Here is a 17,850-nt window from a genome sequence, read left to right on the forward strand (position 1 = left end):
GCATTGTATCCGGGCAGGATGAGTTCTGAACAAAAAATCCTGTTGCAGGCGAAGTGGCCGTTTACGCACATTCGATCCTGTGGATATGCATCACCTTATCCACAGCCGCCTTGCAAAACAGGCATTTCCTGCCTGGTTTCTTCCATACCAGCAACGTTTTCCCTTCACTTACCTCCACCGAACGCCGCATCTCGTCGTTTCAAAAAAAATCGTCTACAGGATGCGGTGCGTCACACGGCAACACTGAACTGTTCGTCTGGACGACACTCGAACAAAACGCCGTAACGACGAAATTCCGCCAAGGTCGGTTTTTCAAAAAAAAAGTCCAGAACTTCGCGTCGTCGGTTTACAAGAATAAGTCTGTATACAAATAGTGGTAGTTGTTAACAGATGCACTTTTCTGTGGATAACCATCTCATCTGGATTAGAATCAAGCGCTTACAAGCTGCACAACCCGGCGCGTAAACCTTGTATGGCTCCGGAACGGTTTTGGGACAAAAAAACGCTGTCCTGCCGGCAACTGGTTTACGCACAAACGGTGCCTGTGGATATCCAATGGCTTATCCACAGGGCCAATCCACAGGAGATGTCATGGATTTGCGGTGTTTGTTTCCTCATCCCATCATTCAGGGTCCGATGGCCGGCGGCGCCAGTACTCCCGCATTGGTCGCTGCCGTGTCCAATGCCGGTGGTCTGGGGGCGCTGGCCGGCTCCCTGCTTGCGCCGGACAAGCTGGCGCACCAGGTCGCCGAGATCCGGGCGCTGACGAACCGGCCGTTTTGCGTCAATTTGTTTGTTCAGCAACCTCCCCAGCCATCGAAAGAGGCAGTGGCCCATGCTGTCGAACTGCTCAGACCCGTCTGGTCGTCGCTGGGCTGGCCCGACCTGGCACTGCCGTTTCGCTGGTGCGAGGATTTCAATGCACAGTTCGAAACCCTGTTGGCCGTGAAGCCGCCCGTCGTCAGCTTTACCTTCGATCTATTGAGCGCCCAGCACGTGGCCCGCTTGCACGCGGCCGGCATTTTCGTCATCGGCACGGCCACGCGGGTCGACGAAGCCCTGGCTTGGCAGGAGGTGGGGGCGGACGCCGTGATTGCGTCCGGGGTCGAAGCGGGGGGCCACCGCGGCACGTTTATCGGTGACCAACGCGACGCGACCCTGGGCGCCGTGGACCTGCTGCAGGCGGTGGTCGCGGCCGTCCGGATGCCCGTGATTTCAGCCGGCAATATCATGACGGGCGCCGATATCCGGGATCGGCTGGCGCTGGGTGCGGCGGCGGTGCAGATGGGTACGGCGTTTCTCGTCACGGAAGAATCGGGCGCCCATCCCGCCTATAAACACCGGCTGCTGCATGCGGGGAATGCCCCGACGCGCTTGACGCGGGCATTTTCCGGTCGCTACGCGCGCGGCCTGGAAAACCGTTTCATGCAGCAGATGGCGGCAGTGGAAGACCAGTTTCCGCCGTATCCCGTGCAGAACGCGTTGACGGGGCCAATCCGTTTCGAGGCAGCAAAGCGGGGCGATTCGGAGTTGATGTCCCTGTGGTGCGGCACCGGCGTGGCCCGGGCCCGGCGCATGCCCGCCGCCAAGCTGGTGGAGACGCTCGTCGCGGAAATGGCCCAGTCCTGAAAGGAGCCGTCTTGGAATCTGCCGGACAGTTTGACTACATCATTGTCGGTGGCGGCACGGCCGGGTGCGTGCTGGCCAACCGGCTGACGCAGGACCCGGACGTGGACGTGCTGCTGATCGAGGCGGGCGGACGCGACGATTATGTTTGGATTCATATTCCCGTCGGCTACCTGCACTGCATCGACAATCCCCGCACGGACTGGCTGTTTCGCACGGAACCGGATGCCGGCCTGGGCGGGCGCAGCCTGATCTACCCCCGCGGCAAGGTGCTGGGCGGCAGTTCCTCCATCAACGGCATGATTTATATGCGCGGCCAGGCCCGCGATTACGACGGCTGGGCCGAGCTGACGGGCGACCCTGGCTGGCGCTGGGACGAGGTGCTGCCACTGTTTCGCCATAGCGAAGATCACTACCGGGGTGCGACGCCGTTTCACGGTGCGGGCGGCGAATGGCGGGTGGAAAAACAACGCCTGTCGTGGGATATCCTGAACGCCTTCCGCGAAGCGGCCGCGCAGACGGGTATTCCGGCCACGGAGGATTTCAACCAGGGCGACAACCTGGGTTGCGGTTATTTCGAGGTGAACCAGAAGCGGGGCATCCGCTGGAGCACGGCCAAGGCGTTTCTGCGGCCCGCCGCGCGGCGCCCGAACTTGACCCTGATGACGGGCTGCCACGTGGAACGCCTGCTGGTGGCGGCGGGCGAGGGCGGTGCCGTCTGCCGCGGCGTGCAGTTCACGGGCGGCGGCACGCGCTGGACGGCCGAGGCTACTGGCGAAACCTTATTGTGCGCGGGCGCCATCGGCTCGCCCCAGATCCTGCAACTGTCCGGCATCGGCCCGGCCGCCGATTTGCAGCGGGCCGGCGTCACCCCCGTCGCGGACCTGCCCGGCGTGGGCGAAAACCTGCAGGACCACCTGCAACTGCGCATGATCTTCAAGGTGCAGGGCGCCAAAACCCTGAACACGATGACGAACCACTGGCTGGGCAAGCTGCGCATTGGTCTGGAGTATGCGATGTTCCAGAGCGGGCCCATGTCGATGGCGCCGTCGCAGCTGGGGGCGTTCGCCCGTTCCCACGCGGACCAGCCCACGCCGAACCTGCAATACCACGTGCAGCCGCTGTCGCTGGAACGCTTCGGCGAACCGCTGCACACCTTTCCCGCCTTCACGGCCAGCGTGTGCAACCTGCGGCCGACGTCGCGCGGCCATGTGCGCATCGGCTCGGGCGACGCCTACGCGCCGCCCCGCATCACGCCGATGTACCTGAATACGGCCGAAGACCGTGCCGTGGCCTGCGCCGCACTGGGCCTGACGCGCCGCATCGCCGCCGCGCCCGCCCTGGCGCACTATCGGCCGGAGGAGTACAAGCCGGGCGTGCACTTCCGCACGGACGAGGAACTGGCCGAGGCTGCCGGGTCGATCGGCACGACGATTTTCCACCCGGTCGGCACCTGCAAGATGGGCAAGCCGGACGATCCGCTGGCCGTTCTGGACAGCCAATTGCGGGTACGCGGCGTGGCGGGCCTGCGTGTGGTGGACGCGTCCGTGATGCCGACGATCACGTCCGGGAATACGAATGCGCCTGTCATCATGATTGCCGAGCGGGCCGCGCAGCTGTTGCAGGCGGCGCGCCGCTGAGCGGATTACCCCTCTGTCCGGAACCGCAACATTGCGTCGCTACATAGCAAAAAGTCAAAAGTTTATGGTAGTTATACGGTATTGTGACGAAAAATTGTTCTGTGTATGATCAAAAAAAAATTTAGCAAGATGTAAAGGAAAATCGCCGTCCACCGTCAGCGCGGGTGCGCGGTTCCAGAGAATATCGGGGAGACACGATGTCGGATTTCATCTTGGAAACAAGTCACTTGACCAAGGATTTCAAGGGCTTCACGGCCGTTAGCGACGTGAACCTGCAAGTCCAGCGCGGGCATATCCATGCGCTGATCGGCCCGAACGGGGCCGGCAAGACCACCTGCTTCAACCTGCTGACGAAGTTCCTCGTGCCGACGTCCGGCCAGATCCGCTTCAACGGCATCGACATCACGGCAGCCCGCCCGGCGCAGATCGCGCGCATGGGCATCATCCGCTCGTTCCAGATTTCCGCCGTGTTCCCGCACCTGACGGTGTTGCAGAACGTGCGCATCGGCCTGCAGCGCCAGCTGGGCACGACATTCCACTTCTGGCGCAGCGAAAAGTCGCTCGACAAGCTCAATGACCGCGCCATGCAGCTGCTGGCCGAAGTCGACCTGAGCGGGTTCGCGGACACCATCACGGCCGACATGCCGTATGGCCGCAAGCGCGCGCTGGAAATCGCCACGACCCTTGCGATGGAACCGGAGCTGATGCTGCTGGACGAACCCACCCAGGGCATGGGTCACGAGGACGTCCACCGCGTGACGGAGCTGATCCGCAAGGTGTCCGCCGGACGCACGATCCTGATGGTGGAACACAATATGAGCGTGGTGTCCGGTATCTGCGACAAGATCTCCGTGCTGCAGCGGGGCGCCATGCTGGCCGAAGGCAGCTATGCCGAGGTGTCGAAAAATCCGCAGGTGATGGAGGCGTACATGGGCACGGAAGCGGTCGAACTGGCGGGAGCACACTGATGACGGCCACCATCCACTCCGCTCCCATCGCCACGGACCAGCCGGTCGTGCAGCCGGCGGCCGGCACGGCGCTGGAAATCCGCGACCTGCAGGCCTGGTACGGCGAATCGCATATCCTGCACAATGTGAATATCTCGGTGCGGCAGGGCGAAGTCGTCACACTGCTGGGCCGCAACGGCGCCGGCCGCACGACCACCCTGCGCGCCATCATGGGCCTGACGGGCAACCGCACCGGCTCCATCAAGGTCAACGGCAAGGAAGCGCTGGGCCTGCCCACGCACCAGGTGGCCCACCTGGGCATCGGCTACTGCCCCGAGGAGCGCGGCATTTTCTCGTCGCTGTCGACCGAGGAAAACCTGATGCTGCCGCCCGTGCTGAAGGGCGATGCGAAAGGCATGAGCATCGACGAAATCTACGACATGTTCCCCAACCTGAAGGAGCGCCGCAACAGCCAGGGCACACGCCTGTCCGGTGGCGAGCAGCAGATGCTGGCCGTGGCCCGCATCCTGCGCACGGGCGCGCGCCTGCTGCTGCTCGATGAAATCTCCGAGGGCCTGGCGCCCGTCATCGTGCAGGGCCTGGCGCGCATGATCAAGACCCTGAAGGCGAAGGGCTACACGATCGTCATGGTCGAACAGAATTTCCGTTTCGCCGCGCCGCTGGCGGACCGGTTTTACGTGATGGAGCACGGTCAGATCGTCGAGACCTTTGCTGCATCCGAGCTGGAAGACAAGATGCCGGTGCTGACCGAGCTTCTTGGCGTTTGAGCAGGCAATAACAACAGAAAAGCGGACGCAGCCACCGGCGGCTGCGTTTTGACAGCTTTAGGACAGCGCCAACTTCGCCAGCACCAGCAGGCAGCGGCACGCCACGTCGGCGTATCGTCCGTGCTGGAACGGGCAGGGGGCGCTGTCTCACCCAATGGAGACTTTTCAATGAAACGCACAGCTATCGCCACTGCCGCCCTTGCCATCTGCGCAATGGGCGTCTCCTTCGCAGCACAGGCCCAGGTATCGGGCGACACCATCAAGATCGGCTTCATCACCGATATGAACGGGCTATACACCGATATCGACGGTGCCGGCGGCGCCGAAGCGATCAAGATGGCCATCGCCGATGCGGGGGTCGTCATCGTCGGCAAGAAGGTGGAATTCATTTCCGCCGACCACCAGAACAAGGCCGACATCGCCGCCTCCAAGGCACGTGAATGGTTCGACCAGCAGGGCGTCGACATGCTGATCGGCGGCACCAATTCCGGCGCCAACCTGGCCATGGCCAAGGTGGCGGCGGACAAGAAGAAAATCTTCATTTCGATCGGCGCCGGCTCCTCGCGCCTGACCAACGAGGAGTGCACGCCGTACACCGTGCATTACGCCTATGACACCGTGGCGCTGGCACGCGGCACGGGCGGCGCCATCGTCAAGCAGGGCGGCAAGGACTGGTACTTCATGACGGCCGACTATGCTTTCGGCCACTCGCTGGAAAAGGACACGGCCGATGTCGTCAAGGCCGGTGGCGGGCGCGTGCTGGGCGCCGTCAAGCACCCGCTGTCGGCATCGGATTTTTCGTCGTTCCTGCTGCAGGCGCAGGGCTCGAAGGCGCAGATTCTGGGCCTGGCCAATGCCGGCGGCGACGCCATCAACGCGATCAAGGCGGCCAACGAATTCGGCATCACGAAGAAAATGAAACTGGCTGGCCTGTTGATATTTATCAATGATATCCACTCCCTGGGCCTGAACGCGACGCAGGGCATGTACCTGACCGATGGCTGGTATTGGGACGCCAATCCGGAAACCCGGGCCTGGTCGAAGCGCTACTTCGCCAAGATGAAGAAGGAGCCGTCGATGCTGCAGGCGGCAGATTATTCGGCCGCGTCGAACTACCTGAAAGCCGTCAAGGCCGTCGGCACGGACGATTCCGACAAGGTGATGGAATACCTGAAAAAGACGCCCATCAACGACATGTTCACGAAGAACGGCGTAATCCGTCCGGACGGCCGCATGGTGCACGATATGTACCTGATGGAAGTGAAAAAGCCGTCGGAATCGAAATACCCATGGGATTACTACAAGCTCGTGGCCACGATCCCGGGCGAGCAGGCGTACATGAAGAAGGCTGAAACCAAGTGCGCGTTGTGGAAGTAAGGGCAAGCTAGGCCGATACCGGGCAGCGGGCGGGGCGGACGTCCACAGGACGTTCCCCGCGCGTCGGTCCGGGGGTGTCCGGCGTTTGCCCCCGCGTAGTGCTTGTCCATTCGTGTGCCCCCCGTGTGCGGTGGACGTTCGATGCGTGGCTGGACGATGTCGGGCGCGGACAGCGCCGTTGCAGGGCCTGGACGCGATTGCCGGTCCACGGACGTGCGGCCCGGGTCCGGCGATTGGCCGCAAGGTGTGCGCCGCGTGTGCGGCAGGCGATGTCCGCCGTCCGCTTTGGCTTGGTTTGCTGTTGGTCTGCTGTCCACGTCGCGTTCGCGCGGCGTTCTGTCCGAAGCCGCGCCCGTGCCTGGGCGTTCACTTACTGTCTTTCTCGAAAAATCGCAGCTATGGAAATATTCGGTTATCCCCTGCCCATGGTGATGAGCCAGCTGGCGCTGGGTCTCGTCAACGGCTCCTTCTACGCCATGCTGTCGCTCGGGCTGGCGGTTATTTTCGGCCTGCTCAACGTCATTAATTTCTCGCACGGCGCCATGTACATGATGGGCGCCTTCGTGGCGTGGATGGGCATGACCTACCTGGGCCTGTCGTACTGGGCGATGTTGCTGCTGGCGCCCATCGTCGTCGGTGCCTTGGGCATCTTGATCGAGAAAACCATGCTGCGCTGGTTGTACAAGCTGGATCACCTGTACGGCCTGCTGCTGACCTTTGGCATCACCTTGCTGGTGGAAGGCGTGTTCCGCTCGTTCTACGGCGTCTCCGGCCAGCCGTTCGAGACGCCCGAGCTGCTGACGGGCGCCACCGACCTGGGCTTCATGATGCTGCCGAACTACCGCCTGTGGGTGGTGGCCGCGTCGCTGCTGGTGTGCCTGAGCACGTGGTTCGTCATCGAGAAAACCAAGCTGGGCGCCTATCTGCGCGCCGGCACGGAAAACCCGAAACTGGTGGAAGCCTTCGGCGTCAACGTGCCGCTGATGGTCACCTTGACCTATGGCTTTGGCGTGGCGCTGGCCGGCTTTGCCGGCGTGCTGGCGGCGCCCATCATCCAGGTGTCGCCCCTGATGGGTTCGAACCTGATCATCGTCGTGTTCGCCGTCGTCGTGATCGGCGGCATGGGCTCGATCCTCGGCTCCATCGTGACCGGGCTGGCGCTGGGCGTCATCGAAGGCCTGACCCGGGTGTTCTATCCCGAGTTCTCGTCGACGGTGGTGTTCCTCGTGATGGTCATCGTGCTGCTGCTGCGTCCCGCCGGCCTGTTCGGCAAGGAAAAATAAGAGGTTACCCATGAACAAACAAATCGGTTATGCACTGGCGCTGGCGGTGGCCCTGGCCGCCCCCTTCGTCGGCTACCCCGTCTTCCTGATGAAGCTGCTGTGCTTCGCCCTGTTCGCCTGCGCGTTCAACCTGCTGATCGGCTACACGGGCCTGCTGTCCTTCGGCCATGCGGCCTTCTTCGGCGCCTCCGGCTATGTGGCGGGCAATGCGCTGAAGAACTGGGGCTTGCCGGTCGAGCTGGCGATCCTGGCCGGCGTGGCGGGAGCGGCCGTCGTCGGCCTCGTGATGGGCGCATTGGCCATTCGCCGGGCCGGCATCTACTTCTCGATGATTACCCTGGCCCTGGCCCAGATGGTGTATTTCGGCGGGCTGCGCTTCACGGACTTCACGGGCGGCGAGGACGGCCTGCAGGGCGTCCCGCGCGGCAAGCTGCTGGGCGTGATCGACCTGGGCAACGACCTGACCCTGTACTTCGTCGTGCTCGCCATCGCCGTGGCCGCCTTCGCGCTGATCGTGCGCACGGTGCACTCGCCGTTCGGCCAGGTATTAAAGGCCATCAAGGAAAACGAGCCCCGCGCCATTTCGCTGGGCTACGACGTCGACCGCTACAAGCTGGTCGCCTTCGTGCTGTCGGCCGCGCTGGCCGGCCTGGCCGGTGCCCTCAAAACGGTCGTGCTGGGTTTCGAAACCCTGACGGACCTGCACTGGACCATGTCCGGCCTCGTCATCCTGATGACCCTGGTGGGGGGCATGGGCACCCTGGCCGGCCCGCTGCTGGGCGCCGTCGTCATCATCGCGCTGGAGAACAAGCTGGGCGACTTCGGTACGATGCTGGCCGGCGGCACGGGCATCGAATGGTTCAACACCCTGGGCGAGGCCGTGAGCATGGTGACGGGGCTGATCTTCGTGGCCTGCGTGCTGTTGTTCCGCAAGGGCATCGTCGGCGAGATCGTGGACCGCTTCGGCAGGCGCAAGCCGGCCTGACAAATGACGCCGGCACCGCCGGCGTTTTTTTTCACGGGCTTGCATCGGGCAAGCTCCCCCAATAAAAAATGAGGATGACATGAATACACCTACCAGGACCGCCATGGCATTGGCCGTGGCCATGACCTTGGCCGCCTGCGGCGACCATGACCGCGACGACAGCCCGGCTGCCGTCAACCAGAAGCCCGCTTACCTGGGCACCGTCACCAGCACCACCTACGACGGCACGACCGATGATTTGCTGACGGCGGGCCTGGGCGTGACGGGCCTGGCGGCCGCCGCGACGCCGGCCTACAACGACCCGGCCAATCCCACCGCCCGTGAGCTGCGCCGCAACGCCATTTACGCCAACTACCGCGCCGTGCTCGATATCGCTGCCAACAGCGGCTACGGCACCCTGTACGGACCGAACGTCAACGCGGCCGGCGCCCCCACGAACGGCACCGGCATGGTGGCGGGCACGGAATACCTGGCATACGCGGACGACGGCAATGGCCGTCAGAATGTCACGTTGATGGTGCAGGTGCCCGCCAGCTTCGATCCGGCCAATCCGTGTATCGTCACAGGCACGTCCAGCGGTTCGCGGGGTATTTATGGCGCCATCGGCAGTGCCGGCGAGTGGGGCCTGAAGAACAATTGCGCCGTCGCGTACGCGGACAAGGGCAGCGGCACGGGCCTGTACACCTTCGACGACGACAGCGTCAACGGCCAGAACGGCGTCCGGGCGACGCGGACGGCGGCCGCACGCAATGCCCAGTTTGCCCCCGAATTGACGGATGCGCAGCGGACGGCGTTCGCCCAGCAATACCCCGGACGGGTCGCGTTCAAGCACGCCCACTCGCAGCAGAATCCGGAAAAGGACTGGGGCAAGGTCACGTTGCAGGCAGTGGAATTCGCCTTCTACGTGCTGAACGAACGCTACGGTGTGCAGACGGGCGACGGCAGCGCCCGCACCGTGCGCCTGACCCCGGCCAATACCCTGACGATCGCCTCCAGTATCTCGAATGGTGCCGGCTCGGCCCTGCTGGCGGCCGAGCAGGATACCCGTGGCCTGATCGACGCCGTGGCCGCCACGGAGCCGCAGATCCAGCCGAACAAGGCCACCGGCTACACCATCCGCCAGGGCGCGGTCGACGTGCCGGCGCAGGGCAAGGCGCTGCTGGACTATTCCAGCTATGCGGCGCTGTACCAGCCGTGCATCGCCGGCAGCGCCGGACGGTGCGCGTCGCTGGTGCAGAAGGGCCTGCTGTCCGGCACGGATCTGGTGGCACGTCAGAACAACGCCAAGGCCCGCCTGAAGGCGTATGGCTGGACGGCGGATGCGGAGCCGCTGCAGGCGGCCCACGCGCTGACGAACGTGCTGGTGGCCGTCACGTACGTGAATGCCTACGGCAAGTTCTCCGTGACGGACAAGGTATGCGGCTTCAACTGGGGCCCCACCGACGCCACCACCGGCGATCCGCTGGCCTTCACGGCGGCGCAGAAGGCGGCCAGCTTCGCCACCCAGAACGGCATTGTCGGCACGCCGATCTACGAGGATTCCGTCGGCGGTGCCAAGGCCTACAGCCTCGGCGTGTCGCCGTCGACGGGCATCAACGACCAGGCGCTGGACGGTTTCCTGTGCCTGCGTTCGCTGGCGACGGGCGTCGATGCCGTCACGGGCGGCGCACTGTCCGGCGACCTGGCCACGCAAAGTGCCCGCGTGCGCGCCGGCATGGCGGAAGTGCTGGCCACGGGCAACCTGCGCGGCAAGCCGGCCGTGATCGTGTCCGGCCGGTCCGACGCCTTGATTCCCGTCAACCATGCGTCGCGCGCGTATGTCGGCTTGAACGCGTCGGTGGAGGGCGCCAACAGCAAGCTGCGCTATATCGAAGTAACCAATGCCAATCACTTCGACTCGTTTGCGAACGCACTGCCGACGCTGGTCGTGCCGCTGCACATCTACCTGTTCCGCGCGCTCGATGCCGTGTATGCCAATTTGAAGAACAGCGCGACCGCGTTGCCGCCTTCGCAGCTAGTGCGCACGCAGACGCGGGGCGACGCCAGCGTGGCCATCACGGTGCAGAACGTGCCGCTCATTTCGGCGGCGCCGGGCAGCAACGCCATCACCGTCAGCGGCACGACGGTGACGGTACCGGAGTAACGGGCAGGGCGCTACGGCGCCCTTTCCTTTTGTCTACAGCGCGGCCGCGTAGATGGCCCGCGCATCGGCCCGCGTTACGTCGCGCGGGTTGTTCCCCAGCAGCCTGGTCTGCAACATGGCCTCGTCGGCCAGGCGGTCCAGGTCGCTCTCCACAATGCCCACTTCCCGTAATGTTCGTGCGATGCCCGTGCGGTGCGCCAATGCCTCCATTGCCACCACCAGGGCGTTGGCCCGGGCCCCTTCGCTGCCCGTGCTGCCGGGCGCGACAATCCCTGCCAGTTCCGCATACAGATGCATCGCCGCCGGCGCATTGAAGCGCAGCACATGCGGCAACACGAGGGCGTTCGACAGCCCATGTGGCACGTGGAACACGCCGCCGATGGGGTAAGCCAATGCGTGGACGGCGGCGACGGGTGCATCGGAAAACGCCTGGCCGGCCAGCAGGGCGCCCAGCAGCATGGCCTGGCGCGCCGGCAGATTGCCCCCGTCCGCGCAGACGATGGGAAGATTGACTGACAGTAATTTCAAAGCTTGCCGCGCCAGACTGTCGGACAGGGGGTTTTTCTTGTGGCGGCTTGTATAGGCTTCGATCGCGTGCACCATCGCGTCGATGCCGGTCGCGGCGGACACGTGGGGCGGCAGGCCCACCGTCAAGGTCGCATCCAGGACGGCCATGTCCGCGTACAGCTGTGGCGCCACCACGCCCATTTTTGTCGTTGCGCCCGTCGTGACGATGGCGATATTGGTGACTTCGGAACCGGTGCCCGCTGTCGTCGGCACCTGCACCAGCGGCAGCCGGCTTCCCCGTACATTACCGATACCGTACATGTCGGCCAGCGGCTGGGTGCCCCCCGCCAGCACGGCAATCAGCTTGGCGACGTCCATCGAACTGCCGCCACCGAGGCCGACGACGATGTCCGTGCCCTGGGCGCGTGCCATGTCGGCCGCCGCCAGCACGACGTTCTCGGGCGGATCGGCGATGACGTCGGAATAGGTAGTCACGTGAAAACCGGCCGCTTCCAGGCTGGCAATGGGCGCTGTCGTCAGGCCCGTGGCGAGAAAGCCGGGGTCGGTGACGAGCAAGGCACGGCGGGCATCGGGGAAGCGCGGGCGCAGGTGCTGGCCCAGCTGGCCGGCGGCACCGAGGGCGGACACGATCTGGCTGACCGTGCTGAAGACGAAGTCGTTCATGCAGTCTCCTTGGCGGAAGATGAATGTCCAGCTTACCAGAATGGGCCTTCCGCTTCTTCTTCCCATTGTCCGTACAATGATGAGCTTGTCATAGGAGGATCGATGCTCGATTACGCGATGTTGGGAGTGGCGGCTTTTGCGGCCGGCCTGGTGGATGCCGTCGTAGGGGGAGGGGGCCTGATCCAGATTCCCGTGCTGTTCTCCGTGTTCGGCAACACGGCGCCGGCCACCTTGCTGGGCACGAGCAAGCTGGCCGGCATCTTCGGCACGGCCGCGGCCGCCGTCAATTATGCCAAGCGTGTGTCGATCGCCTGGTCCACGGCCGCACCGGCAGCCGTGGCCGCCTTCACGTTTGCCTTCTTCGGCGCCTTTACCGTCACGCGCATTCCGGCCGACTTCATGCGTACCTTGCTGCCCATCGTCCTCATTGCCGTGGCCATCTATACGTTCCGCCGCAAGGACCTGGGCAGTGTGCATGCGCCGCTGCACACGGGCCGGCGCGAACAGGCGTTCGCCGTGCTGATCGGTGCAGCCATCGGTTTCTACGATGGCTTCTTCGGCCCAGGTACGGGCAGCTTCCTCGTGTTTTTGTTCGTGCGTTGTTTCGGCTTCGACTTCCTGGGCGCGTCGGCCGTAGCGAAGGTTGTCAATGTCGCCTGCAACCTGTCGGCGCTGTTGTGGTTCGGCTACAGCGGTCATCTGCTGTGGCAGCTGGGGCTGATGATGGCCGTGTGCCAGGTGGCTGGGTCGCTGATCGGCACGAAGCTGGCGATGCAGCATGGCAGTGGTTTCGTCCGGCGCGTGTTTCTCGTTGTCGTGTCGATCCTGATCGTCAAGACGAGCTGGGACGCCTGGCAGCGGTGGTGATGTTCCACGTGGAACAACGAAGACGTTCTGAGTTCCCGGCCCTGCGCCGGGATTTTTTTGTTCCACGTGAAACCAAACCGCAGCGCATGATGACGTTCCACGTGAAACAATCCCGACGGACTCGACGGAATTTTTCTGCCTAAAAAATTCGCAGCCGTCAAAAAACTCTATAATCTTGGTTCAATCCCTTCGAACGTTCCCACACCATGTTATTTCCTACTGAATTCGACGTCATCGTCGTTGGCGGCGGCCATGCCGGCACCGAAGCCGCACTGGCGTCGGCCCGCATGGGCCAGAAGACTCTCCTGCTGACGCATAACATCGAAACCCTGGGCCAGATGTCCTGCAACCCTTCGATTGGCGGCATCGGCAAAGGCCACCTCGTCAAGGAAGTGGACGCGATGGGCGGCGCCATGGCGATTGCCACCGACGAAGCCGGCATCCAGTTCCGTATCCTGAATTCCTCCAAGGGCCCGGCTGTGCGCGCCACCCGCGCCCAGGCCGACCGTATCCTGTACAAGCAGGCCATTCGGTCGCGCCTGGAAAACCAGCCGAACCTGTGGCTGTTCCAGCAAGCCGTGGATGACCTGATGGTGGAGGGCGACCGCGTGGTCGGCGCCGTCACGCAGATCGGCCTGAAGTTCCTGGCCCACGCCGTCGTGCTGACGGCTGGCACTTTCCTCGACGGTAAGATCCACGTCGGCCTGCAGAACTACTCGGCTGGCCGCGCCGGCGATCCACCGGCCCTGTCGCTGTCGACACGATTGAAGGAACTGAAGCTGCCGCAAGGCCGCCTGAAAACGGGTACGCCACCCCGCATCGACGGACGCAGCATCGACTTTTCGCAGATGACGGAACAGCCCGGCGACCTCGATCCCGTGCCCGTGTTTTCCGTCATGGGCACGACCGCCATGCACCCGAAGCAGCTGCCATGCTGGGTCACGCACACGAACCAGCAGACCCACGACATCATTCGCGGCGGGCTGGATCGCAGCCCCATGTACACGGGCGTCATCGAGGGTGTCGGCCCCCGTTACTGCCCCTCCATCGAAGACAAGATCCACCGCTTCGCCAGCAAGGAGTCGCACCAGATCTTCCTGGAGCCGGAAGGCCTGACGACGCACGAGTTCTACCCGAACGGCATCTCGACCAGCCTGCCGTTCGACGTGCAGATCGCCCTGGTGCGCTCGATGAAGGGCATGGAAAACGCCCACATCCTGCGCCCCGGCTACGCCATCGAATACGATTACTTCGATCCGCGCGGCCTGAAGGCGTCACTGGAAACCAAGGCCATCGCCGGCCTGTACTTCGCCGGCCAGATCAACGGCACGACGGGCTACGAGGAAGCGGCTGCCCAGGGCATGCTGGCCGGTATCAATGCGGCGCTGCAAACCCAGGACAAGGAGGCGTGGACGCCGGGCCGTTCCGAGGCCTACCTGGGCGTGCTGGTGGACGATCTGGTGACGCAGGGCGTGCAGGAGCCGTACCGCATGTTTACCAGCCGGGCCGAATACCGCCTGTCGCTGCGCGAGGACAATGCCGACATGCGCCTGACGGAAATCGGCCGCAAGCTCGGCGTCGTTGGCGACGCCCAGTGGGAAGCATTCGACCGCAAGCGCGAAGCCGTGGCCCGCGAACTGGAACGCCTGAAGGCCACATGGGTCAATCCCCGCATCCTGGCCGCCGCCGAGTCCGAGCGCGTCATCGGCCAGGCCATCGAGCGCGAGTATTCGCTGGCGGACCTGCTGCGCCGTCCCGGTGTCGACTACGACAAGCTGGTCACCTTGACGGGCATCGAAGGGCAGGACCTGGGCGGTCCCGGCGTGACGGACCCGGCCGTGCAGGAACAGGTGGAAATCCAGCTGAAGTATTCCGGCTATATCGAGCGCCAGCTGAAGGAAGTGGAGCGCCATGAGCACTACGAAAACCTGAAGCTGCCGGAAGGCTTCAATTACCTGGAGATCGCCGCCCTGTCGGTGGAAGTGCGCCAGAAGCTGGCGAAGCACCAGCCGGAAACCCTGGGCCAGGCCTCGCGCATCTCCGGCGTGACGCCGGCGGCCATTTCGCTGCTGCTGGTGCACCTGAAGAAGGCCGGCTTCGGCGGCTTCGTCACCCTGAAAGACGAGGCTGCCTGATGGCCCTGTTCGAACGCATCGCACTGGGGCAAGTATTGCAGCAGGGCGCCGACGCGCTGCAGTTGCAGCTGACCCAGGCCCAGCAAGACCAGTTGCTGGACTACCTGGCACTGCTGCACAAGTGGAACAATGTGTACAACCTGACGTCCGTGCGCGACCCGATGCAGATGATTACCCTGCACCTGCTCGATTCGCTGGCCGCCGTACCGGCGTTTGTCGGCGCCACCAATGTGCTGGACGTGGGCGCCGGCGGCGGCCTGCCCGGCATCGTGCTGGCCATTGCCCGGCCCGACATGAAAGTGTCGATGATCGACACGGTGCACAAGAAAACCGCTTTCCTGACCCAGGTGAAGGTGGAGCTGGGGCTGGCCAATGTGACGGTCTACACGAAAAAAGTGCAGGACCTGCAGGTGAAGCAGCCGTTCGACGTCATCACGTCGCGCGCCTTTGCCGACCTGTCCGACTTCATCGAGTGGTCGCAACACCTGCTGGCCGAAGACGGGCGCTTTATCGCCTTGAAGGGCACGGCGCCGCAGGACGAACGCGAGCGACTGCCGGGCGACTGGAAAGTGCAGGATTTACAGCCTTTGCGGGTACCGGGGCTGGAAGCGGAGCGGCACCTGGTTTTCGTGCAACGTGCAGAAACGGTATAAACGATATAAACCAAATAAACAGTATAAATAGTTTATACGGTATAAATCAAATAAACTGTATAAATGATATAAATCAAATAAACTGTTTAGTCCAAAAAGAACATACATGGCAAAAATCTTCTGCGTAGCAAACCAAAAAGGCGGCGTCGGCAAGACCACCACGACGGTCAACCTGTCGGCCGGCCTGGCCAAGCTGAACCAGCGTGTGCTGCTGGTCGACCTGGACCCGCAGGGCAATGCAACGATGGGGGCCGGCATCAACAAGGCCGGACTGGAGGCATCCACCTATGAGGTCATGCTGGGTACCTCGGATGTCGCGACGGCCCGGCTGCGCTCGGAAGCAGGGCGCTTCGACGTTCTGCCGTCGAACCGGGAGCTGGCCGGCGCCGAAGTGGAGATGGTGGAACTGGAACGGCGCGAAACGCGACTGAAGGATGCGCTGGCCCTGGTCGATGCCGACTACGACTTCATCCTGATCGACTGCCCGCCGGCACTGTCGATGCTGACCCTGAACGGCCTGTGCGCCGCCCATGGCGTCATCATCCCGATGCAGTGCGAGTACTATGCGCTCGAAGGCCTGTCGGACCTGGTCAACACGATCAAGAAGGTGCATGCCAACCTGAACCCGGACCTGAAGATCATCGGCCTGTTGCGCGTGATGTTCGATCCGCGCATGACCCTGTCGCAGCAGGTCTCGGCCCAGCTGGAGCAGCATTTCGGCGACAAGGTGTTCGACACCATCATCCCGCGCAACGTGCGCCTGGCCGAAGCGCCGTCCTACGGCATCCCCGGCGTCACGTTCGACCCCAGCTCGAAGGGCGCCCAGGCCTATATCGCCTTCGGCGCGGAAATGGTTCGGCGCATCAAGACGATGTAACAGCAGACGGCATTGCCCGAAGACCGGTGCTGCTCCAAAACGGGTGTGTGGCCGCCGCGGCGACCCGGCCAGTTTCGCGAATCACCGGAGATAGGTGTTTCAGCGATTGGTGTCCGACACCGACTCGTCGCCGGCATCGCATTGAATTTGTTCTCAAACGTAACTTTTATATTATGGCAACCAAAAAACTGAAAGGCCTCGGCCGGGGACTCGATGCGCTGCTCGGTGGCGGCGATGATGTCGCGCCGGCCGCTGAACAGGGTACGCCGTCGGAACTGCCGCTGAGTCAGCTGCAGCCCGGCAAATACCAGCCCCGCACGCGCATGGACGAAGGCAGCCTGAACGAGCTGGCCGCGTCGATCAAGACGCAGGGCATCATGCAACCCATCCTCGTGCGGCCCGTCGGCACGGGCAGCAATGGCGCGACGACGTACGAGATCATTGCCGGCGAACGGCGCTTCCGGGCCGCGCAGATTGCCGGGCTGGACAACGTGCCGGTGCTGGTGCGCGATGTCGACGACACGGCCGCCGCCGCGATGGCGCTGATCGAGAACATCCAGCGCGAGGACCTCAATCCCCTGGAAGAGGCACAGGGTATCCACCGCCTGATCACGGACTTCAGCTTCACGCACGAGCAGGCCGCCCATGCCGTGGGCCGCTCGCGCAGCGCCGTGTCGAACCTGCTGCGGTTGATGAACCTGGCCGCGCCCGTGCAGACGATGCTGATGGCCGGCGATATCGACATGGGCCACGCCCGCGCCTTGCTGGCCGTCGATGCGGCCACGCAGATTACCTTGGCCAATGTTGTCATAGCGAAACGTCTGTCCGTGCGCGAGACGGAAAAGCTCGTCACCCGCACGGCGGAGGAACAAAGCATCAGGCCGGAAGCGAAGGTGCGCGAGAAGTCGGGTGACATCCAGCGCCTGGAGGAAGAACTGTCGGACCGGCTGGCCACGCCCGTCGTGTTCAAGATCGGCGCCAAGGGCCGGGGCCAGATGATCATCGACTTCGCCGACCTGGACATCCTGGACGGCGTATTGGCCCGCTTGCGCGGCTGAGGGTTTACTCTAAAAACAGGCCAGTTGCCGTGAAGTTCTGCCATTGTCCGTGCCGCACCTGTCCCGATATCCTGTCGGGGCGCCTGAAACGGCTGACAAGACCCGGAAAAGGCCGGGGCGGTCCCTGAATTTTCTGCGTGGACCCGGAAAATTCGGGGACAGTCCCCGGCGATTCCGGTAGGCTTGCGGAGTTTTCCGAGCGAAAACGGTACTTAAGCCTCCGTTAAGGCGATTATGCAGGCCAGGACCGCACCGAGTTGGTGCATAGGGTTTCTGCAAC

At 63.6% G+C, this 17,850-nt stretch carries 14 protein-coding genes; 13 read left to right on the plus strand and 1 reads right to left on the minus strand.

The window, feature by feature from the left end:
• The first annotated feature begins 591 nt into the window (after positions 1–591).
• From GM672_RS01010 to GM672_RS01045, 8 genes are all read left to right on the plus strand, one after another.
• On the plus strand, positions 592–1,629 hold the full coding sequence (locus tag GM672_RS01010) for an NAD(P)H-dependent flavin oxidoreductase (RefSeq protein WP_155468670.1): 1,038 nt from the start codon (positions 592–594) through the stop codon (positions 1,627–1,629).
• Between the two features lie 11 nt (positions 1,630–1,640).
• Complete coding sequence (locus tag GM672_RS01015; protein WP_155468671.1) at positions 1,641–3,266, plus strand: GMC family oxidoreductase; 1,626 nt, start codon at positions 1,641–1,643, stop codon at positions 3,264–3,266.
• A gap of 197 nt (positions 3,267–3,463) precedes the next feature.
• Positions 3,464–4,234: an ABC transporter ATP-binding protein gene (locus tag GM672_RS01020; protein WP_155468672.1), complete on the plus strand. Its 771-nt coding sequence runs from the start codon at positions 3,464–3,466 to the stop codon at positions 4,232–4,234.
• The gene (locus GM672_RS01025) at positions 4,234–5,001 is read left to right on the plus strand and encodes an ABC transporter ATP-binding protein (RefSeq protein WP_155468673.1); all 768 of its coding nucleotides are present in this window, start codon (positions 4,234–4,236) and stop codon (positions 4,999–5,001) included. The genes GM672_RS01020 and GM672_RS01025 overlap by 1 nt, the downstream gene beginning before the upstream one ends.
• Positions 5,002–5,169: 168 nt before the next feature.
• Positions 5,170–6,378 (plus strand): ABC transporter substrate-binding protein, encoded by a 1,209-nt coding sequence (locus GM672_RS01030; RefSeq protein ID WP_155468674.1) that lies wholly within the window; start codon positions 5,170–5,172, stop codon positions 6,376–6,378.
• A 398-nt stretch (positions 6,379–6,776) separates the two neighbouring features.
• A complete protein-coding gene (locus GM672_RS01035; protein WP_155468675.1) occupies positions 6,777–7,661 on the plus strand; it encodes a branched-chain amino acid ABC transporter permease in 885 nt (294 codons plus the stop codon).
• 10 nt (positions 7,662–7,671) lie between these two features.
• Entirely contained in the window at positions 7,672–8,646 is a 975-nt protein-coding gene (locus GM672_RS01040) for a branched-chain amino acid ABC transporter permease (RefSeq protein WP_155468676.1), read from the plus strand.
• 79 nt (positions 8,647–8,725) lie between these two features.
• Positions 8,726–10,789 (plus strand): 3-hydroxybutyrate oligomer hydrolase family protein, encoded by a 2,064-nt coding sequence (locus GM672_RS01045; protein ID WP_155468677.1) that lies wholly within the window; start codon positions 8,726–8,728, stop codon positions 10,787–10,789.
• A 33-nt stretch (positions 10,790–10,822) separates the two neighbouring features.
• Here GM672_RS01045 and GM672_RS01050 read toward each other — a convergent pair whose 3' ends face one another.
• Complete coding sequence (locus GM672_RS01050) at positions 10,823–11,980, minus strand: iron-containing alcohol dehydrogenase (protein WP_155468678.1); 1,158 nt, start codon at positions 11,978–11,980, stop codon at positions 10,823–10,825.
• Positions 11,981–12,082: 102 nt separating this feature from the next.
• Between GM672_RS01050 and GM672_RS01055 the strand changes: the two genes are divergently transcribed.
• From GM672_RS01055 to GM672_RS01075, 5 genes are all read left to right on the plus strand, one after another.
• Entirely contained in the window at positions 12,083–12,847 is a 765-nt protein-coding gene (locus tag GM672_RS01055) for a TSUP family transporter (protein WP_155468679.1), read from the plus strand.
• 206 nt (positions 12,848–13,053) lie between these two features.
• A complete protein-coding gene (gene mnmG / locus GM672_RS01060) occupies positions 13,054–14,982 on the plus strand; it encodes a tRNA uridine-5-carboxymethylaminomethyl(34) synthesis enzyme MnmG (RefSeq protein WP_155468680.1) in 1,929 nt (642 codons plus the stop codon).
• Positions 14,982–15,635, plus strand: coding sequence for a 16S rRNA (guanine(527)-N(7))-methyltransferase RsmG (rsmG, locus tag GM672_RS01065; RefSeq protein WP_155468681.1), 654 nt, complete (start codon positions 14,982–14,984; stop codon positions 15,633–15,635). The genes mnmG and rsmG overlap by 1 nt, the downstream gene beginning before the upstream one ends.
• 106 nt (positions 15,636–15,741) lie before the next feature.
• Complete coding sequence (locus tag GM672_RS01070) at positions 15,742–16,512, plus strand: ParA family protein (RefSeq protein WP_155468682.1); 771 nt, start codon at positions 15,742–15,744, stop codon at positions 16,510–16,512.
• 173 nt (positions 16,513–16,685) lie between these two features.
• Positions 16,686–17,570, plus strand: a complete 885-nt coding sequence (locus GM672_RS01075; RefSeq protein WP_155468683.1) for a ParB/RepB/Spo0J family partition protein — start codon at positions 16,686–16,688, stop codon at positions 17,568–17,570.
• Positions 17,571–17,850 lie beyond the last annotated feature (280 nt).

Source organism: Pseudoduganella buxea (assembly GCF_009720835.1).
In the GTDB taxonomy this organism is placed as follows: domain Bacteria; phylum Pseudomonadota; class Gammaproteobacteria; order Burkholderiales; family Burkholderiaceae_D; genus Rugamonas; species Rugamonas buxea.

What these genes read in the sequence shown, in the direction of transcription:
- GM672_RS01030 (WP_155468674.1), top strand. Translation starts at nt 5,170, where the DNA reads ATGAAACGCACAGCTATCGCCACTGCCGCCCTTGCCATCTGCGCAATG.
- GM672_RS01055 (WP_155468679.1), top strand. Translation starts at nt 12,083, where the DNA reads ATGCTCGATTACGCGATGTTGGGAGTGGCGGCTTTTGCGGCCGGCCTG.
- GM672_RS01035 (WP_155468675.1), top strand. Translation starts at nt 6,777, where the DNA reads ATGGAAATATTCGGTTATCCCCTGCCCATGGTGATGAGCCAGCTGGCG.
- GM672_RS01070 (WP_155468682.1), top strand. Translation starts at nt 15,742, where the DNA reads ATGGCAAAAATCTTCTGCGTAGCAAACCAAAAAGGCGGCGTCGGCAAG.
- GM672_RS01025 (WP_155468673.1), top strand. Translation starts at nt 4,234, where the DNA reads ATGACGGCCACCATCCACTCCGCTCCCATCGCCACGGACCAGCCGGTC.
- GM672_RS01075 (WP_155468683.1), top strand. Translation starts at nt 16,686, where the DNA reads ATGGCAACCAAAAAACTGAAAGGCCTCGGCCGGGGACTCGATGCGCTG.
- GM672_RS01020 (WP_155468672.1), top strand. Translation starts at nt 3,464, where the DNA reads ATGTCGGATTTCATCTTGGAAACAAGTCACTTGACCAAGGATTTCAAG.
- GM672_RS01045 (WP_155468677.1), top strand. Translation starts at nt 8,726, where the DNA reads ATGAATACACCTACCAGGACCGCCATGGCATTGGCCGTGGCCATGACC.
- GM672_RS01050 (WP_155468678.1), bottom strand. Translation starts at nt 11,980, where the DNA reads ATGAACGACTTCGTCTTCAGCACGGTCAGCCAGATCGTGTCCGCCCTC.
- GM672_RS01040 (WP_155468676.1), top strand. Translation starts at nt 7,672, where the DNA reads ATGAACAAACAAATCGGTTATGCACTGGCGCTGGCGGTGGCCCTGGCC.
- rsmG (WP_155468681.1), top strand. Translation starts at nt 14,982, where the DNA reads ATGGCCCTGTTCGAACGCATCGCACTGGGGCAAGTATTGCAGCAGGGC.
- mnmG (WP_155468680.1), top strand. Translation starts at nt 13,054, where the DNA reads ATGTTATTTCCTACTGAATTCGACGTCATCGTCGTTGGCGGCGGCCAT.
- GM672_RS01010 (WP_155468670.1), top strand. Translation starts at nt 592, where the DNA reads ATGGATTTGCGGTGTTTGTTTCCTCATCCCATCATTCAGGGTCCGATG.